General features: G+C 50.6%; 17 protein-coding genes. 14 read left to right on the top strand and 3 right to left on the bottom strand.

Going from position 1 to position 16,987, the window contains the following annotated elements:
• Positions 1-2 precede the first annotated feature (2 nt).
• The 13 genes from IEY24_RS00335 to mobC all read left to right on the top strand — a co-directional run bounded on the left by IEY24_RS00335 (position 3) and on the right by mobC (position 11,717).
• Positions 3-680, top strand: coding sequence for a conjugal transfer protein TraI (locus IEY24_RS00335; RefSeq protein WP_188932016.1), 678 nt, complete (start codon positions 3-5; stop codon positions 678-680).
• Between the two features lie 11 nt (positions 681-691).
• Positions 692-1,333: a hypothetical protein gene (locus tag IEY24_RS00330; RefSeq protein ID WP_188927554.1), complete on the top strand. Its 642-nt coding sequence runs from the start codon at positions 692-694 to the stop codon at positions 1,331-1,333.
• Between the two features lie 7 nt (positions 1,334-1,340).
• Positions 1,341-1,970 (top strand): TerB family tellurite resistance protein, encoded by a 630-nt coding sequence (locus tag IEY24_RS00325; protein ID WP_188927550.1) that lies wholly within the window; start codon positions 1,341-1,343, stop codon positions 1,968-1,970.
• A gap of 16 nt (positions 1,971-1,986) precedes the next feature.
• Positions 1,987-3,081, top strand: coding sequence for a conjugative transposon protein TraJ (gene traJ / locus IEY24_RS00320; RefSeq protein WP_188927548.1), 1,095 nt, complete (start codon positions 1,987-1,989; stop codon positions 3,079-3,081).
• Between the two features lie 11 nt (positions 3,082-3,092).
• Positions 3,093-3,710 (top strand): conjugative transposon protein TraK, encoded by a 618-nt coding sequence (gene traK / locus IEY24_RS00315; RefSeq protein WP_188927546.1) that lies wholly within the window; start codon positions 3,093-3,095, stop codon positions 3,708-3,710.
• A gap of 5 nt (positions 3,711-3,715) precedes the next feature.
• A complete protein-coding gene (locus tag IEY24_RS00310) occupies positions 3,716-4,123 on the top strand; it encodes a hypothetical protein (protein WP_188927544.1) in 408 nt (135 codons plus the stop codon).
• Positions 4,101-5,393: a conjugative transposon protein TraM gene (gene traM / locus IEY24_RS00305; RefSeq protein WP_188927542.1), complete on the top strand. Its 1,293-nt coding sequence runs from the start codon at positions 4,101-4,103 to the stop codon at positions 5,391-5,393. The genes IEY24_RS00310 and traM overlap by 23 nt, the downstream gene beginning before the upstream one ends.
• Before the next feature lie 8 nt (positions 5,394-5,401).
• Positions 5,402-6,253, top strand: coding sequence for a conjugative transposon protein TraN (gene traN, locus IEY24_RS00300; RefSeq protein WP_188927540.1), 852 nt, complete (start codon positions 5,402-5,404; stop codon positions 6,251-6,253).
• Positions 6,254-6,264: 11 nt separating this feature from the next.
• Positions 6,265-7,035 (top strand): hypothetical protein, encoded by a 771-nt coding sequence (locus tag IEY24_RS00295; protein WP_188927538.1) that lies wholly within the window; start codon positions 6,265-6,267, stop codon positions 7,033-7,035.
• 38 nt (positions 7,036-7,073) lie between these two features.
• Positions 7,074-7,991, top strand: a complete 918-nt coding sequence (locus IEY24_RS00290) for a DUF8464 domain-containing protein (RefSeq protein ID WP_188927536.1) — start codon at positions 7,074-7,076, stop codon at positions 7,989-7,991.
• A gap of 61 nt (positions 7,992-8,052) precedes the next feature.
• The gene (locus tag IEY24_RS00285; protein WP_188927534.1) at positions 8,053-8,442 is read left to right on the top strand and encodes a hypothetical protein; all 390 of its coding nucleotides are present in this window, start codon (positions 8,053-8,055) and stop codon (positions 8,440-8,442) included.
• The gene (locus tag IEY24_RS00280; RefSeq protein WP_188927532.1) at positions 8,430-9,716 is read left to right on the top strand and encodes a relaxase/mobilization nuclease domain-containing protein; all 1,287 of its coding nucleotides are present in this window, start codon (positions 8,430-8,432) and stop codon (positions 9,714-9,716) included. Before IEY24_RS00285 ends, IEY24_RS00280 begins: the two co-directional genes overlap by 13 nt.
• 12 nt (positions 9,717-9,728) lie before the next feature.
• On the top strand, positions 9,729-11,717 hold the full coding sequence (gene mobC / locus IEY24_RS00275; RefSeq protein WP_188927530.1) for a conjugal transfer protein MobC: 1,989 nt from the start codon (positions 9,729-9,731) through the stop codon (positions 11,715-11,717).
• 347 nt (positions 11,718-12,064) lie between these two features.
• On the opposite strand, the gene IEY24_RS32680 is transcribed toward mobC, so the two are convergent.
• The 3 genes from IEY24_RS32680 to IEY24_RS00260 all read right to left on the bottom strand — a co-directional run bounded on the left by IEY24_RS32680 (position 12,065) and on the right by IEY24_RS00260 (position 16,473).
• Positions 12,065-12,400: a hypothetical protein gene (locus IEY24_RS32680; RefSeq protein WP_229221044.1), complete on the bottom strand. Its 336-nt coding sequence runs from the start codon at positions 12,398-12,400 to the stop codon at positions 12,065-12,067.
• Positions 12,401-12,776: 376 nt separating this feature from the next.
• Positions 12,777-15,848, bottom strand: coding sequence for a sensor histidine kinase (locus tag IEY24_RS00265; RefSeq protein ID WP_188927528.1), 3,072 nt, complete (start codon positions 15,846-15,848; stop codon positions 12,777-12,779).
• The gene (locus IEY24_RS00260; RefSeq protein WP_188927525.1) at positions 15,841-16,473 is read right to left on the bottom strand and encodes a response regulator transcription factor; all 633 of its coding nucleotides are present in this window, start codon (positions 16,471-16,473) and stop codon (positions 15,841-15,843) included. The genes IEY24_RS00265 and IEY24_RS00260 overlap by 8 nt, the downstream gene beginning before the upstream one ends.
• Positions 16,474-16,796: 323 nt before the next feature.
• On the opposite strand from IEY24_RS00260, the gene IEY24_RS00255 reads away from it, so the two are divergent.
• Positions 16,797-16,937, top strand: coding sequence for a hypothetical protein (locus IEY24_RS00255; RefSeq protein WP_188927523.1), 141 nt, complete (start codon positions 16,797-16,799; stop codon positions 16,935-16,937).
• The last annotated feature ends 50 nt before the right edge of the window (positions 16,938-16,987 follow it).

The following is a 16,987-nucleotide window of genomic DNA, read 5'->3' as shown; positions in this document are numbered from 1 at the left end:
ATATGTTTAAAAAGGCATTTATCCTCACGCTGCTGCTACTGACAGCGACCACACCTATCAAACAGGCGCAGGCAGCAATTCCCTGGGCTGAGATTATCAAGCAGGCCGTCAAGCGCGTAGTCAGGGCAATGGACCTTTTAGTGCAGCGCCGGCAAAACCGGCAGATCCGCCTTCAAAACGCGCAGAAAACACTTGAAAATGCGATGGCCAAATTAAAGCTCGATGAGATCGAGGACTGGGTCAAAAAGCAGCGGGAGCTTTATAAGGAGTACTATGAAGAGCTCAAAAAGGTAAAGGCTGTGGTCAGCTATTATTTCCGCATTAAAGCAACCCTTGACAAACAGGCCCAGATCGTCGGGCAGTACCAGACGGCTTGGGCAATATTTCGAAACGACAGGCATTTCACCGCAGCTGAGCTTGCCCAGATGGAAAAGGTATACAAGGGGATTCTGGAAGAAACCGCCCGTAGCGTGGAGCTTTTGGAGCTGGTCGTTAAATCCTTTGCCACCCAGATCTCTGATGTAAAACGGCTTGAAATCATTGACCGGGCGGCAAAAGCCGCAGACCAGATCTACGATGAGCTCAACACCTTCAATCAGGAAAACAAGCTGCTGAGCCTTTCCAGAGCCAGAAGCGAATTCGACGCCAAAGTCACTAAGGAGCTCTACGGCATCCAATAAAAACAATCCTTATGAGAACACTACTGATCGCCTTATGGCTGGCGCTACTGGCCACGGGTGCCCATGCCCAGCTATTCAAAGAATGGTTCAGGCAGAACAAAACGCAGCGGGAGTACCTCAAAGAGCAGATCGTGCAGTTGAAGCTTTATTTAGAGCTAACCAAACAAGGGTACAAGATCGCCAAAGAGGGCCTTAACACGATCCATCAAATCAAAAACGGTGAGTTTAAGCTGCATAAAAACCGCTTTGATTCATTGCGCATTGTCAAGTCAGGGATCACCTCGCTCTCCCGCTTGCAACACATCACGGATCTGCATGGGAGCATCAATGAAGTCTGCGAGAAGTTGCCTGCTGAAATCGCTGGTTGCCAGCTGCTTGATCCGGCGCAGAAAAAGCGAATGATCACTGCTCTTAAAATCCTCTACGATGACTCCCAGGTGCTGATCGGCGGTTTTTTTATGGTGATCCGCGATGAGCAGGTTTCGATGACTGACAATGAGAGGATCCAGCGGATAGAGGGCATCTGCAAAGAATTCGAAGGGAATTACCTGTTGGCCCAGAACCTGAGGCGGGATCTGGGCCTGGTCTGCAAATCCGTCTCGGCAGAGCTGGAAGATATTGATAACCGCCGCCAATTGAACGGCATCAAATAATAGTTATATGAAAAAACTAATCCTTACACTGATGCTGGGCTTTGCCGTTCCGCTAGCCTCGCAGGCCCAAACCCAGGAAGTGACCCAGCTGATCCTAAATCTTGAAAAGCTGCGCGAGCTGAGAAAAATCCTGCAAGAGCTCAAAAAGGGGTATGACATCCTTTTTGAAGGCTACACCAAGATACGCGATATATCCCGTGGCAACTTCAAGTTGCACGAGGCGTTTCTTGACGGGCTCTTGCAGGTCAGTCCGGCAGTGAAAAACTACGGGCGTATAAAGGATATCGTTCAGATGCAGCTTGCCATCATGCGGGAATGCCAAAGCGCGCCCGGAGCGCTTTCAGCCTCCGGAGTATTCAGCGCCAAAGAGCTGGATTACCTGGGTAAGGTTTACAGCGAGCTCTCGGATGGAAGCCTAAAAAACCTGGATGCGCTGCTTGATGTGGTGACCGCAAAAAAGCTAAGGGCCTCCGATGATGAGCGGCTATCGATGATCGATTCGATTTATAAGGACCTCTCAGAGCAGCTGGTCTTTCTCAGGCACCTCAATAGCAACAACAGCGTTCTGGCTGCCCAGCGCAAGGACGAAAAGGCCTCGCTGAAAACAACGGAAAACCTCTACGATATAACGCCCTAGGCTAAACAATCTGCTTATGAAACAGTTCAAAGCCAAGCTGCTGATTGCAGCTACCGGCACGCTAGTGCCCAGCCTCGCCTGCGCGCAAGGCTACCAGGCGCAAATCCGCGGGCTGAACCGGGTGCTCGATGAGCTCTACTCGGAGATGCTCCCGCTTTGCGAGCAGCTGATCAGTGTCGGCCGCGGGATTGCAGCCTTTGCCGCCATCTTTTACATAGGCCACCGGGTCTGGCGGCACATCGCAGCCGCAGAGCCTATTGATTTTTACCCGCTGCTCAGGCCTTTTGTGATAGGCTTTGCAATCCTTGTCTTCCCATCGGTGATCGCGCTGATCAACGCTGTGCTCTCCCCTGCCGTGCGCGGCACTTCGGGCATGGTCACCGGTTCAGACAAAGCGATCGAGATGCTGCTTAAAAAGAAAGAGGATGCCATCAAAAGCTCCGAGTTCTGGGAGATGTACGTAGGCGATGACAGCCGGGGCAACCGCGAGAAGTGGCTTAAATACATGTATGGTGACAGCTACTCGGAAGGATTCACTGACGGGATTGCCAATGATATTAAATTCTATATGGCCAAGCAGTCCTATAATTTTCGCAACTCGATCAAGGCAGCCCTGAGCGAAATCCTAAGGGTGATCTTTGAGGCCGCAGCACTCTGCATCAACACGATCAGGACCTTTTATCTGATCGTTCTGGCCATCATAGGCCCGCTCGCTTTCGGGATCGCAGTCTTTGACGGCTTTCAGTTTACGCTTACCAGCTGGATTGCCCGCTACATCAATGTGTACCTGTGGCTGCCGGTGGCCAACATCTTCGGGGCCATTATCGGAAAGATCCAGCAGAAGATGATTGCGATGGACATCCGTCAGATCCAGGGCTCGGGTGACACCTTCTTCAACGCGCACGATATGGCCTACCTGATATTTCTGGTGATCGGGATTGTGGGCTATTTCTCGGTGCCTTCCGTGGCAGGCTACATCATTCACGCAGGAGCGCCCGGGGCGCTGCTGCAAAAAACCACGCGGGTCTTTGATGCTGCTAGTACTTCTGCCGGGCGCATCGCCATCCCAACGGCTCCCCTTTTGACGCCGCCGAAAAGGACTTCCAACTAAATTAAAAAGATATGTTTACCAAGACTCAGGACATCGAGCGCGCCTTCCGGCACATCCGCCTTTTTTGTTTCGCGCTGATCATTTGCTGCGCGCTTCTCTCAGCCGTTTCGATCTACCTCTCATTTGATTCGGCTGAAAAATCTGCCCAGAAAGTATACATCCTGGCCAGCGGGAAGGTGCTTGAAGCCTACGCCTCCGAGCGCAGGGAAAACATTGCAGTGGAAGCCCGCGACCACGTCAAAACCTTCCACCGGCTGTTTTTCACGCTGGCCCCCGACGAGAAGGTTATCACGGCAAACCTGTCCAGGGCATTGTACCTGGCCGACGCCAGCGCAAAAAAGCAGTACGAGGACCTTCGCGAGTCCGGGTTTTACGCAGGGGTCATCTCAGGAAACGTCTCGCAAGAGATCCAGATCGATAGCGTCAGCCTGGACGCATCGGCTCAACCCTACACCTTCGAGTGCCGCGCCATCCAGCGGATTATCCGCCCGACCAGTATCGTATCGCGCAGCCTTGTAACGGCAGGGTCTCTCAGGCCGGTCGAGCGAAGCGACAACAACCCGCACGGGTTCCTGATCGAGCGGTGGGTGACCACCCAGAACAAAGACATTCAAATTCAAACCAGATAACTGCCATGTTCTACCGATTCAAACCATCCCGCAGCCAGCAGCCTGCTGGCCGACAGTATCAAAAGCTGCAAGCAAAAATCATTTCCATCCAGCGCGCCTGGGCAAACCGTTTAAATAGTCGCGCGCAACGGCTGTCTGCCAGAAGGCTCAAAGCTGCGCTTATAGCTAGCGGCCTGGCCGCCTCAGCTGCTGCGGCAGGTCTTATCTACTACGGAATCAATCCGCCAAAGCTGACCCTACACCGCTTCGAGCTGAGCTTGCCTGCTATTTCGGGCTCCAATGCTGTGCCTGAAAGCCCTTTGAAACAACAAGCGCTGGATCAGTATCTGGACAGTGTTGAAAAGGCCTTCATCTTAGATAGTATTCAAAACACAAAACCACAAATCAGCCATGACGCCTCGCCCCTACACTGACCAGTTTTTAAGGCAACGCAAGTTCTATCTTGTCTTGCCGCTGCTTGCCATACCGTTTCTGACATTCATTTACTGGAAGCTGCTGGTTCGAAATCTTGATAAACCACCAGCGGAGAACCCGCAGGGTACCGGCCTGCAATTAAGTCTGCCGACCGCTGAGCTGAAAGGCGAGCAAAACATGGACAAGCTTGCCTACTACCGCAAGGCGGATCAGGATTCAGCCAGTTGGGCGCAGCAAATCAAAAAAGATCCCTACCGGCAAGGTGAATACAGGCCAGTAGTTGACTCGACAAACTCAGCGCTGATGGGACTGTCGTCCCCGGGTTTAAAGCCCGGCCATGTAAGCACATTCCAGGCCGGCAGCGGGACAAAGCAGGAAAAACAGCTCCATCAAAGGCTCAGGGCTCTGGACAAAGCCATAGCAGCATCGCATGTGCCGGCATTCGAAAATCAAGAGCCCGGTAAGGACACCGCAACTGAAAGCAAGCCAGATATCTCCCGGCTTGAAAAGATGATGGCCCAGATGCAAAGTCAGGATCCGGCCGACGGCCAGGATCCTGAAATGAATAGGCTCGACGGAATGCTCGATAAGCTATTGCAGTTACAGCAGCAAGAGAATCTGCCGGCAGAGCCAGACGATGTCAAGGATGCAAATCAAAGCCGGGATCTTCCAGTACATGCAGTCTCTTCGGATGATCCCATCTCGCTGCTTGCGGCGCATCAGGATTCTTCTGCTTACAGAGCAGGTGAGGGCCTTAAAACCGGTTTTTACGGACTCGACCAGCAAGATACAGCCAACACCGAATCCGGGCTGACCGCCGTCATCGATCATACCCAGCAGTTGGTCTCAGGCAATACCGTTCAGCTCAGGCTGACAAAGGCGTTATCGGTCGCCTCAGCCCAGATCACGGCAAACACTTTTGTTTATGGCACCGCGTCTTTGTCGGGAGAGCGGCTCAAAATCAAGATCAGCTCCATCCGCTCAGGCGATTTGATCCTTCCGGTGAGCCTGTCAGTCTATGACCTGGATGGTAATGAGGGAATATTCATCCCGGGCGCGATGCCGCGCACTGTGGCCAAGCAGCAGCTCAGCAGCCAGGTGCAGGGATATGACCTGGATGCTGGCGGCTTTTCGGTGGGTGCCCAGGCGGCATCTGCCGGAATCCAGATGGGTAAAATGCTGCTCAGCAGAAAAACCAGGCTAACTCAGATCACCCTCCGGGAGGGCTACAAAGTGCTCCTTTACGAGACTAACACAACTAACCGATAAGATCAGCTATGCATCATTTCATCAAAATGGCAGTATACATACCCTGCCTTATCCATCTGCTGGCCCAGCCTAAGGCGTTCGCGCAAAATGACCGGCTTTACGCGATCGAGTCACTCCCACTCGAAGTCAGCGCGGCCAGAACTGTTTCTTTGAGCTTTGCAGCTGCTGTGAAAAGCGTCGACCGCGGCAGTGCCGACCTTTTGGCCCAAAAAGCAAAGGGGACAGAAAACGTAGTGCTGATCAAGGCCGCCCGCGAAGAGATGGAGCCTACCAGTTTGCTTGTGATCACAGCCGACGGGGATCTTCACGTATTCGAGGTCCGCTACCAGCAGCAGCCTTCCAGCATCGGGCTACAAATTATGCCCAGCCGTCAGCAGCCGCTTGCGGCCCAAATGCCAAAGACCATCGATCAGAATCAAATCCAGCAAGCTTTAAAGCTTGCCGCAGCCCAACCGCCAAACCTAAGGCGCAAAAGTCTGGCAGGCGATGTATCCCTGGAAGTAGACGGCCTCTACATCGCAGGAGCTGTGATGTATTTAAGATTGAGCCTTGAAAACCGGTCTGTGATCGACTACCAGATCGAAACACTACGGTTTTTGGCAAGCGACAATAAGCAAATCAGACGCTCAGCCAGCCAGCAGGACGAACTGCTGCCAATCGGTGGATCTGTCGCGACCGATCAAATCCGGGCCTCAGAGCAAAAAACCCTGGTAGTGCCCTTGGCCAAAATGACACTTCCTGAAAGCAAGAGCCTTCTGGTGCAGCTCACAGAGCACAGTGGCTCCCGGCATATTACCGTGCGCTTAAAAGGCAAGCACCTGGCCAAAATAGCGCGGATTCCATCAGTGTCAAACCTTTAAAGAGATCGGAGATGAACCAGAAAAATTTCGAGTATCTCACAGACCAGCTCAAATATCACGGCTTTGGGCAAGAACTAAATGAGCAGTTACGGGCCAGTATGCAAAAACAACTTGCTCAGTTCTCTTTGCAGCACAAGATGCGTTTTGGAAACGATGAGCTTACTGCCTCTTTGAATTTTCAAAGATCGGCCCGAGAAGATCTGTATTTTTTTAACAGCTACCTGGCCAGCCTGAAAAACTACGATCAATCTCAGAAGGTCAATCAATTGTTCTACATGCAGCGCCCGGGAAGTATAACCTTCAAAGAAGCTTTTAACCTTTTACAGGGCAGAGCCGTCGAAAAACAGCTCATCAACCGGCAGGGGGATCCATACCAGGCTTGGGTGCAACTCGACTTTAAAAACACGGATCAGGCAGGCAATTTTAAGATCCAACAGTTCCATCAAAATTATGGGTACGATCTTGCCGGGGTGCTTTCCAGGCTTTCAATTAAAGAGCTTGACCAGCATCAAAGCAAGGCAAAGCTGCTTGACTCACTTCGGAAGGGCAACCGCCAGCAGGTTACCCTTCTTGATCAGGGCGTGGAGCACAAATTCTTTATCGAGGCAAGCCCGCAGTTCAAAGGTATCATCGCCTATGACCACAACTCGGTCCGCCAGCAGATCCACGCCCTGACTGACTCCAAACAGCACGCCCCCAAGCAGGCCCCCCAACATGCTTTGCAGGCCAGTGATGCCGACCGCCTGGCCGGCCAGCAAGAGCAGGGCCTGTCGGCAAGCTAGCCCGCTCGCCCCCATGACCACCGTATACCTTCAAGGAGATGGACTATACTGCTTATCAAGATTATATAAAAAAAGTCCGCCAGGTGGACATGGTCGGCTACCTGTCCCGGTTGGGAATAGAACCTGCCAGGATCGCCGGGGTCAACTATTGGTACCAAAGCCCGTTTCGAGACGAGAAAACGCCTTCTTTCAAAGTAAACCGGCACCTGAACCGCTGGTATGATTTCGGGGAAGGTGCCGGTGGCAACCTGATTGATTTCGGGATCCGCTACCATCAGTGCTCGGTCGGCGATTTTCTGAGCGCTTTCAGGGAAGACATACTGATGCTTTCTGCTGCGGCGCCTTCGGCGGCAAGAGCCCAGCCCGAGCAAAACAAAATCAGAATACTGCAAGAAAACCCCCTGAGCAAGCCCGCCCTGCTATCTTATCTGACCCAGCGCTGCATTGACATCGAGCTCGCCCGAGAGCATTGCCGGCAAATAGACTATGAGCTCTCGGGCAAAACCTACTACGCGATCGGTTTTGCCAATGACTCAGGCGGCTACGAGCTTCGCAATGCGTATAGCAAGATCAGCACTTCGCCCAAAGATATCACCACCCTTGGGCGCGCAGGCAACGTTCTGGCTGTTTTTGAAGGTTTTTTTGATTTTCTTTCCTACCGCTCCATGCATCCAAATGCGGGCATCGAATCCGAAAACTACATGGTGCTTAACTCGGTAGCATTTTTCTCGAAAGCCAGGCCCGTATTGGAAAGCTACCGCCAGGTCCATCTTTATCTGGACCTGGATCAGACCGGCAAAAGCCTGACCAGCCGGGCGCTGGCCGAAAACGATCATCTGACAGACAAGAGCATGCTCTACCATGGCTTCAAGGATTTAAACGAGTATCTGATAGCGACCAACAACCAGGCTAGGAAAAGTCCATCAAAGACCCCAGGACTGGACTTGTCAATATGAGGCGCAAATTGGATTTGCCCCCTACCAGGTTTTGTATTTTAAATGATTCCCCAATAAAGTGATGAAAGAGCCTGTCCCCAACCAAAGCCGCACCGTTTACTTCCAAGTAGAGATCTCTCAATACGAGCTACTCAAAGACAGATGCAGCCGGACCACCTGCCGCAGTCTGGCAGAATACCTCAGAAAGCTGATTCTCTCAGAACCAGTCACGGTCAATCACCGGAATGCTTCCCTGGAAGACTTGATCACAGAGCTCTCGCTGACGCGAAGGCAGCTATCGGATGCGATCCAGATTTTTGAGCAGTCCGCACAAAAAGTTTCTGCGAGCCCACACCAGCAGCTGACCGCCGTCTGGCTTAATGAACATGAAAAAGACCGGGCTAGGATCGTAGTGCTGATCGATCAAGTCTATCAGCACTGCAAAAAAACTGCGCTTGTATGGTTGCAATAATCAGGTCCTCGGCCTCAGCAAAGCGCAGCTGCCAATATAACGAAAACAAGGTCGATACCGGGCTTGCCAGCTGCATATTGGCCGGCAATTATCCATGTGAAGCCAGCGAGCTTACAGCAAAACAACGCATGCTCGTGCTTCAAAAGCGGCTTGATCTCAACGAAAGGTGCAAAAAAGGTTGCCTTCACATTGTACTTTCCTTTCCGGCCGAGGATAAACTCACCCAAGCCGAGCTCAAAAAAATCTCGCAGACCTATATGGATCATATCGGTCTTGCCGATCAGCCATTTCTGGTTTATCAGCATCTGGACACGCTTCATCCACATCTGCACCTTGTTACCGTAACTGTGAAGGCGGACGGCTCAGGCAATTCGGTCTTCCACAGCCGGCAGGCAGCGGTCAAAGATGTGATCAAACAAATAGAAAAAGACTACCGGCTTACCCCATCCCGGGGAAGAATGATGCCGGCCGGCAAACTGGAAAGCGCTCAAAAATTACAATACGGCAAGATCCCAGCAACGCTTGCAATTTCTCAGGTGCTCTCGGTGGTGCTTCCCAACTTTAAATACAGCTCCCTTTTAGAGCTCAACGCGGTGCTCAGGCACTACAACCTGGTTGCCAAGACTGGCAAACCCGGGTCAAAAATTCGGTTTTACCAAGGGCTCACCTACCAGATGCTTGCTGATGACGGCAGAAAAATAGGGACATCCGTTAAAGCCAGCCGCCTTTCGGGTAAACCCACCCTGAGGTATCTGCATGAGCGTTTTAAAGCAAATAAGCTCGCTGTACTGCCCGGCCAGCAGCGCATTAAAACCCTGATTGATCTAGCCCTGATTGCCCCCGACACCCGCTCTCTGGCCGCTTTGGGCCAACGTCTTTCCCAGCAGGGAGTCAAAGCCGTATACGCCCTGGAGGCCACTGGGAAACTCTGTGAAGTTATTTTTGTCGATTTTCGAACCAGATCCGTCTTTTCGGCCAGTCAGCTTGGGGGCCGCTACACCCCTTCCAAGCTGCTGGAACACTTGGCCGAATCGGAAAAGAGCTTGGAGTCAGCCCCGGGCATTTACCAAAATCCCCTATTGAAGCCTTCCTCTGGCATGGCAGCCCTTCAAGCAGAGCCGGCCATTAGCAGCGAAAAACAAGCCAGCGCCCCCCTACCCGATGAGAGCCTGTTGAAGCTGCTGCTTGATCCTGTGCCGCAGGCAGATTCGCTGCCGCGGGAGCTGAAAAGGCGCCTGCATAAAAAACGCAAACAAATCTCACTACAACTTTAAACCGCGCCAAGGATGAGCTCAGCCACCGCAGAAAACCAGCAGGCACTACAGCGAATCATGGACATGAGCCGCATGATCAGCCTTGCACTGCTGGCCCTTCACTACTACTATTACTGCTATGGGGCCTTTGAATCCTGGCAGCTGACAGCGCCTTGGAGTGATAAGGTGCTCCAGCAGCTGATAAAGACGCAGCTTTTCAGTCATTTTTACAAGACTAAGCTGGCAGCGCTTTTGTTTCTTTTTATTTCACTGCTGGGCGCAAAAGGCAAAAAAGATGAAAAGCTCTCGATGCGCTCCCCGCTCTTGTGGGCATCTACGGGCCTGGTCTGCTTTCATTTTTCTTTTCTATCTCTGAGCATCACCGGGCCAGATCGCCCGCTTGCCGCGGCCATCTACATGCTTTGGTGTTCGAGCGGCTATTTGATCATTCTTTTAGGCGGGGCCCGGCTCTCTCGGGTGATCCGCCAAAAGATCGCAGTCGACATCTTCAATGCCGACAATGAGAGCTTTCCACAACAGGAAGCGCTATTGGAAAACCAGTATTCGATCAATCTGAAAGCGCGCTACCGGCATGGCGGCAGAACGCGGGACAGCTGGGTGAATTTTATCAACCCGTTCCGAGGCATTCTCTTGGTCGGATCCCCTGGCTCTGGAAAAACCTACTATGTGATTCGTCATATCATTACCCAGCACATCATGAAGGGCTTCACCATGTTCATATACGATTTTAAGTTTGACGATCTGACCAGCATCGCCTACAATACCTGGTTAAATACACCTGGTGGCCAAAAGGCAGTCAAGGCGTTTTACTATGTGAACTTTGATGATCTTTCGCGATCACACCGCTGCAACCCACTCGACCCGGACTCGATGACTGACATTTCCGATGCGGCAGAGTCGGCCCGCACGATTCTGATGGGCCTGAACCGGGAATGGATCCGCCGTCAAGGCGACTTTTTTGTCGAATCTCCCATCAACTTTCTGACGGCCATTATATGGTTTTTAAAAAAGTATCAAAACGGAACCTTCTGCACGCTGCCTCACGTGGTCGAGCTGATGCAGACTGAGCACGCCAAACTTTTCTCGGTGCTCAGGACCCAAAAAGAAATACAGGTACTGATCAACCCTTTTATATCTGCTTTCATCCACCACGCCAATCAGCAGCTGGAGGGGCAGATCGCCTCAGCGCAGATTTCAATGGCCCGCCTCTCCTCACCGGCGCTTTATTATGTGCTCTCCGGAAACGACTTTTCCCTGGATATCAATAATCCTTCGGACCCCAAAATAGTTTGTATGGGTAATAATCCGGGCAAGATCATGACTTATGGGGCTGTGGTCTCCCTTTATATATCCCGCCTGATCAAAGCAGTCAACCAAAAGGGTAAACAAAAGTCCAGCCTTGTCTTCGATGAATTCCCCACCGTCTATTTGAACCATATTGATTCGCTGATTGCCACCGCCCGGCAAAACAAGGTAGCGACCACCCTTGGGATTCAGGACCTGAGCCAGCTCCGAAAAGATTATGGAAGAGAGCTTGCAGACGTGGTCATGAACATCACAGGGAATATCATCTGCGGGCAGGTCAGCGGCGAGACGGCCAAGCAGCTCTCTGAACGCTTTGGAAGGATCAATCAGGACCGCACCAGCCTTACGATCAACCGTACTGACACCTCCATCAGCCGCTCCAAGCAGCTGGACCCGGCAATTCCTCCCTCCCGCATTGCGGCCCTAAGCGCCGGTGAATTTGTCGGGATGTGCGCTGATAATCCCGATCAGCCCGTGGATCTGAAAACATTTCACTGCACGCTGGTCAACGACCATAACGCGCCCGGCCGCCAGCAGGCATCGCAAAAACCCTTACCTGTTGTCCGCAAGGTAAACCCTGATATTATCGAGGCCAACTACCGGCAGATCAAGGAAGATGTGGAAACGATTATTTTCTCGGAAATGGAAAGGATGCTCTCCGATCCGGAGCTGGCGCATTTGATCATCAGCAGATAGAGTCCCGCGCCCAATTGTAGGATATTAACAGACTTACTTGGGCGCTTCCCTATTACGGGCTTGTGTTGGCGATTGGTCACCCTCTGACAGTGAGCGTACAAAAATAAAGGCGCCCCGTAATGAGCCAGGCCAATAGTTCGCCTTCCCGCCATCCTTTCCCGACAGCGCCGATAAATAACGTAGCTCATCCGGCGTGATGCTCGAACGGCCAAACATCTGCAAGCAATGACTCTATATTTAATCCGGCCGAAAAGTGGCGGCCGTAACCTGGAAGTTGCCCGCCAGGTTACGGCCGGTACAAGGTCAGCTGGAAGACAATCCAGGCCGGCTTTGCAAAAGTTTGCATTTTAGAAAAGCGGTTGGATAGGAGTTGATCTGCGCGGCATTTTATGGGCATCAAGCCGGCGGCCGGCGATTCGAAAAGCGAAAATTTTCTGACTAACAGCGAGCGCTTGGGCAATATCACCGATATTGGGGTGGTCGGTTAAGTTATTCTCCACATCTGTAAACAGCCTCCAGAACTTGTTGCCGAATTTATATGCGCCATGCATGCAATACCGGTGATGCCAGATGGCCCCATGTGTTCCCATTATGATCATACTGTAAAGGAACGACGCCAAAGCAATGGGAGCTGAAAACTTGAAAAGAAAAAGCAGGCGAATTGGGGTGATCAGTGGCTCCATATTCTGCAAGTGTGACACTCTGAAATAAAAAAAAGCCAGCAATATTCCGGTCACAGGAAATCCAAGGTTACAAATAGATTAAATTGAGCCAAATAATTTAATGGGGCAAACCGCAATTGTAGAATTGCTTTTCTTCTCGCCAACAGACAAATATTTGTTGTGCAGATGTCACAACTCAATTATCAGTGACGCCCTCACCGAATGTATGGAAAGTAATACCATAGGACCGAGCTTACCTCATTGGAATATGACTCCAACTACATCAGCAGATCAGTCCACATTTGCATGGCAACCTGAGCAAGCTCTCGATTGTTTTGGTTGGCTCACGTCGGATTTTGAGATTCTTAGCAGCCAAATGGTAACAGAATTGAATGTGCTACCTAGCATCACCATTAACAATCAACGAGATTAAGGTTTTACTTTCGGAGGTGACCACTGCGTTGATCTGAAGGCCAAGCAATACACACAAGTCTTTGACGATCAACAAACCAATGCCTTTTTGCTCTGGATTTCGCGAAGAATGTAGCCAGTGATCGTATGAATGATACTGTTTGTTAAGCCAGTTTGCCTGTTCGATCGGGATTCCGCGCCCATCGTCCTCAATGGTGATCTTTTTTACATCATTTTCACTGGCAACAATTTTGATTTCGGATCGGGCCACTTTCAATGCATTGTCGATCAGGTTGTGAATGATGATGGAGAGCAGGCTGGGGTCGCTGCCTACGGTGAAGGCCGGATCGATGTCGGTTTTGATGGTTATTTGCCTGTGCGCGGCAATGCCAGCAAACAATTGCGATGTCGATGTTACTATCTCCGAGACATTCACGGGATGGATTTCCCATCGCTCAGAGGGTGACTTACTTTGCAATTTGATGTATTCCAGGATATTTCTGGTAAGCGTATTCAGCCGCTCGGAAGTATCCAGCGTTTCGTCGCTCAAACGGGTTATTAGTGGGTCAACTGCCGGCTGCTGATGCACATAGACATTGAACTGTTTGAGTGAGAAGCCGATATAATGCAGCGGCGTCTGGATATCGTGGTTCACGGCAGCAATGATCTGACTGATCACCCGGTAATGCCGGAGTAGGCCCGCCTCTCGCTCTTTTTTGATATGATAGGCCGACCTGACCCGTACGGAAACCACAAACAGACCAGCAAGCACCAATGCTGTCACAATCCGGAACCACCAGGTTTCATACCACGCCCTGGGAACTTGCAGATACACGGCTTTATAGACATAATTATTGGTATCAAAGCCGGTTACTTTTCTTATTTTCACTACATAATCGCCATGCGGCAGACGTGGAAGCGAGATCACAAAGTCCGGACCAATGGCTGTCCAGCTTTCGTTGCGGCCAGGACCGGAAAGCGAATAATGCATGCGGATGTTTTTTTCATTGCCCAGGTAGGGTGTCGTCAGGGTAAATTTCAGCTGCTCGAAATCGCGGGAAATCCTCAGGGTATCCGCCACCTGAATGGTCTTGCCGTCTTGCCGAATGGTGGTGATGAAAATTTTGCGATCGGGCAGTTCGGGCTTGATGTCTCCCGGTTTGAACCATATCAAACCGTCCATCGACGGGAACGACACAGTTCCGTCAGAAAGCGTTACAGCACAAGGTTGGCAACCTCCGTTGAATTCGTTCGTGGCAAATCCATTGCTTTTATTGTAAAACAAGTAATAAACCAGGTTACGTCGGTCGGCGACATAATCTAGCAAATGTTTTTTCGCCACCTGGAAAAGACCGCGATTGGTGGTGATCCAGAAAAACCCTTTTCGGTCTTCGACGATGCAATGTGATGTGGCCAGGAAACGATCGTCATCCAATGGAAACTGGACCGCATCCTCACCTTTTAAGAGGAAGATACCATTTCCATAGGTAGTAATCCAGGTTCCGTCGCTGGTAGTGTAGGTGCTCCGGACCGTCATTTTGTCAAGCCTGTCGATCTTTTTAAAACTACCTGTTCGGGTATTGAACCTGTAAATAGCATGCTCGGTAGCCAAAAACAGGGTCTCCTGGTTTTCTCTGCCAACAATGGAAAGGTCTGCGACATTCAGCCTGAATCTCCGCCGGGTGATAAACTTGCCATCAGACTTTTCTACTGAAAATACCCCATTCGTCTCGCAGCTGATCCAGAGCGTGCCGTCTGGCGCCATGTTCAGCGTCTTCGCCTTTTCCGGAAGCCGGATATATTGCAGTACCCTGAGACCCAGGGAATCCATTTGATACAGGTCGAATCCAAACTGGGCCCATAACGAACCGTCGCGGGATTGAGCAAGGGAGAATGTACTTTTAATTTTTTCCAAAAGGGGTGAGATGCGCATCGCAGTCGCCTCGGATGAGCCATTTTTTTTGGCCACGAAATAATAGCCCTGCGCTGTGAGCACCGCCCGTCCGGCAACAGCAAGTTGTCCATAGTATACATTATCCGCGTTTTCAGCAACCAGTTTGTTTTCGGAGAAATCTTTCGTTTTAAACAGAAAAAATCCGTTAGTCATACTTCCCAAAAAAACGGAATGCGTATTTTCATCAAAGAGTATGGAAACGATTTTCGATTTTTCAAGATCGAAATTCCGCAGGATCAGCTGGGTATCGAGCTTTCCAGCGGATGTCGACCTGGCTAGGTACAACGATCGATTGTAATACAAAAAGAGCTGGCGCGATATGTTGTTCCAAAACAGATTCAAATTGCGCGAAGCATTCGAAAAGTGCGTATCGGACAGGATCTCTCCCTCAAATACAACAGCGTTCACCACCGCACCAATCGATTGGAGCGTTCCGCTGGTATCAACTGCGTAGGGATCGTGGCCTGCCAGCAGGAATTTTTGAAAGGATCCGCGTGCGATAAAGAAGGGTTTGCCGCCCCGAAAACCGGTAATGCCGCTTTTTTGCCAGAGATAGGTAATACCGTCGTCGGAGGTGATGAAGTAATGCTCGAAGTTTGGATCTACCGCATGTTGAGAAGGCAAACTTGCCAGCAGGCTGTTGTGCCTGGGTCGCCGGGAGGCGATAGGATCATATTTCTCGTAACGCTTATAAAAAGTGGTATCCACCGATACCAACCCATTGCGCATGATGCCTACATACTCGCTCTTCTCCGACAATGCCAAAAAATCGGGAGAAGTACTTTGGCCGGTCCCGACGAAGGGAACAAATCCTCGGAAGCGGTTGCTCGTAATGGGTATCACCGATTTTTCGAACGTCACGAAACGATGGCCGTCGAAACGAACCAACCCCGCCTCGGTCGCAAGCCAGACAAACCCGTTGCAGTCCTGCGCAATTGCCTTGACGCTGTTTTGCGGAAGCCCATTTTCATCAGTGAAATGCTGTAACCAATATCTTTCCATCTGCTGCTGGGCGAATGCCGGTGAAAACAAACACATGGCATTGACCAGCGCTCCCAAGGCAAACCTGACAACAAATGGCCATTGAGAAAAAATGCTACTCATTAACTTGAAAATACTTAGTCAGCTCGATCACATTATTAATACCAAGCTTGTCAAAGATCTTGGACTTATAAATGCTCACAGAAGAGGACGATAGGCTCAACTGCTCTCCGATATGTTTGGTAGACTGTCCTTTGACCAACATCTGAGCGACATCCAGTTCCCTTTCCGAAAGCTTATCAATGAGCGCCTCGACAGTATCTCTGGAACCCTGCAATTTTGCGAATACTTGCTGCATTACTTCCGGGCTGGCATAGGTCCTGCCGCTAAGAACCTGATCTACGGCCTTCGTAAAATCGTCATTGATTGCCGTTTTGGAAATATAACCATTGGCACCCGCCTTTATGAACGGCACTGCGTAAAGCTGCTCGTCGTAGCTGGAACAAACCAGAACAGGTAGGTCAGGCTGCCGGAGCCTTACCGAATGCAACATGGATACCTTATCTCCGCCGGGAAGGTTGATATCCATTATCAGCAATTCAAACTGGCGTCTCCCAAGCATGGCGATAGTCTTGTCGAAGTCGCTCGTACAAGTAATTACCGCCTCAGGCTTATGCTTCATTAACAGAAATTGAATTCCTGCCAGAATCAGCGGATGATCTTCTGCGATGATGATCTGAATACTCATACTAATAAATATAATGACCGGAGATTACGTGTAACAATGATATGGAAAATCGATAATAGTATTCCTTCTACACGCCATTAAATTTATTAAATCCAATAAATACTTTTCTTTAAAAGTCCATTAAATGTTTTGTAATGACGCCCTCGGCTACACGCAATACTTTTGTCCTGTTCCCAATCCGTAAATATTTACGTTAATCGGACAGAGGAGACCATGGTAAACTACGCTTGGTGAACTCATGACGTTGAGTAAAATGATCATCTTCCGGTAATGCCGCGAGAGCTGATTTGACAACATATGGACCACTACACATTCACTAGTTTATGAACGTAGCACTTGTGCATAAGCATCCCATTCTCCGTACCAGCATTCGGGCGACGCTGATCGGCAGGATCAAAAATCTGACCACATTTGAAACCAGTGGCGTTCATCTGCTGTCTGGAAAAACTGTTGCGCCCCCTTGATATGGTTATCCTGGGCCTATCGGAAGACCACCTGAGCTCGATCAGAAGGC

It is taken from the genome of Dyadobacter endophyticus (assembly GCF_014641595.1).
GTDB lineage: Bacteria > Bacteroidota > Bacteroidia > Cytophagales > Spirosomataceae > Dyadobacter > Dyadobacter endophyticus.
Note: the sequence above shows the minus strand (reverse complement) of the source record. Positions and strands in the feature narration are given on the sequence as shown.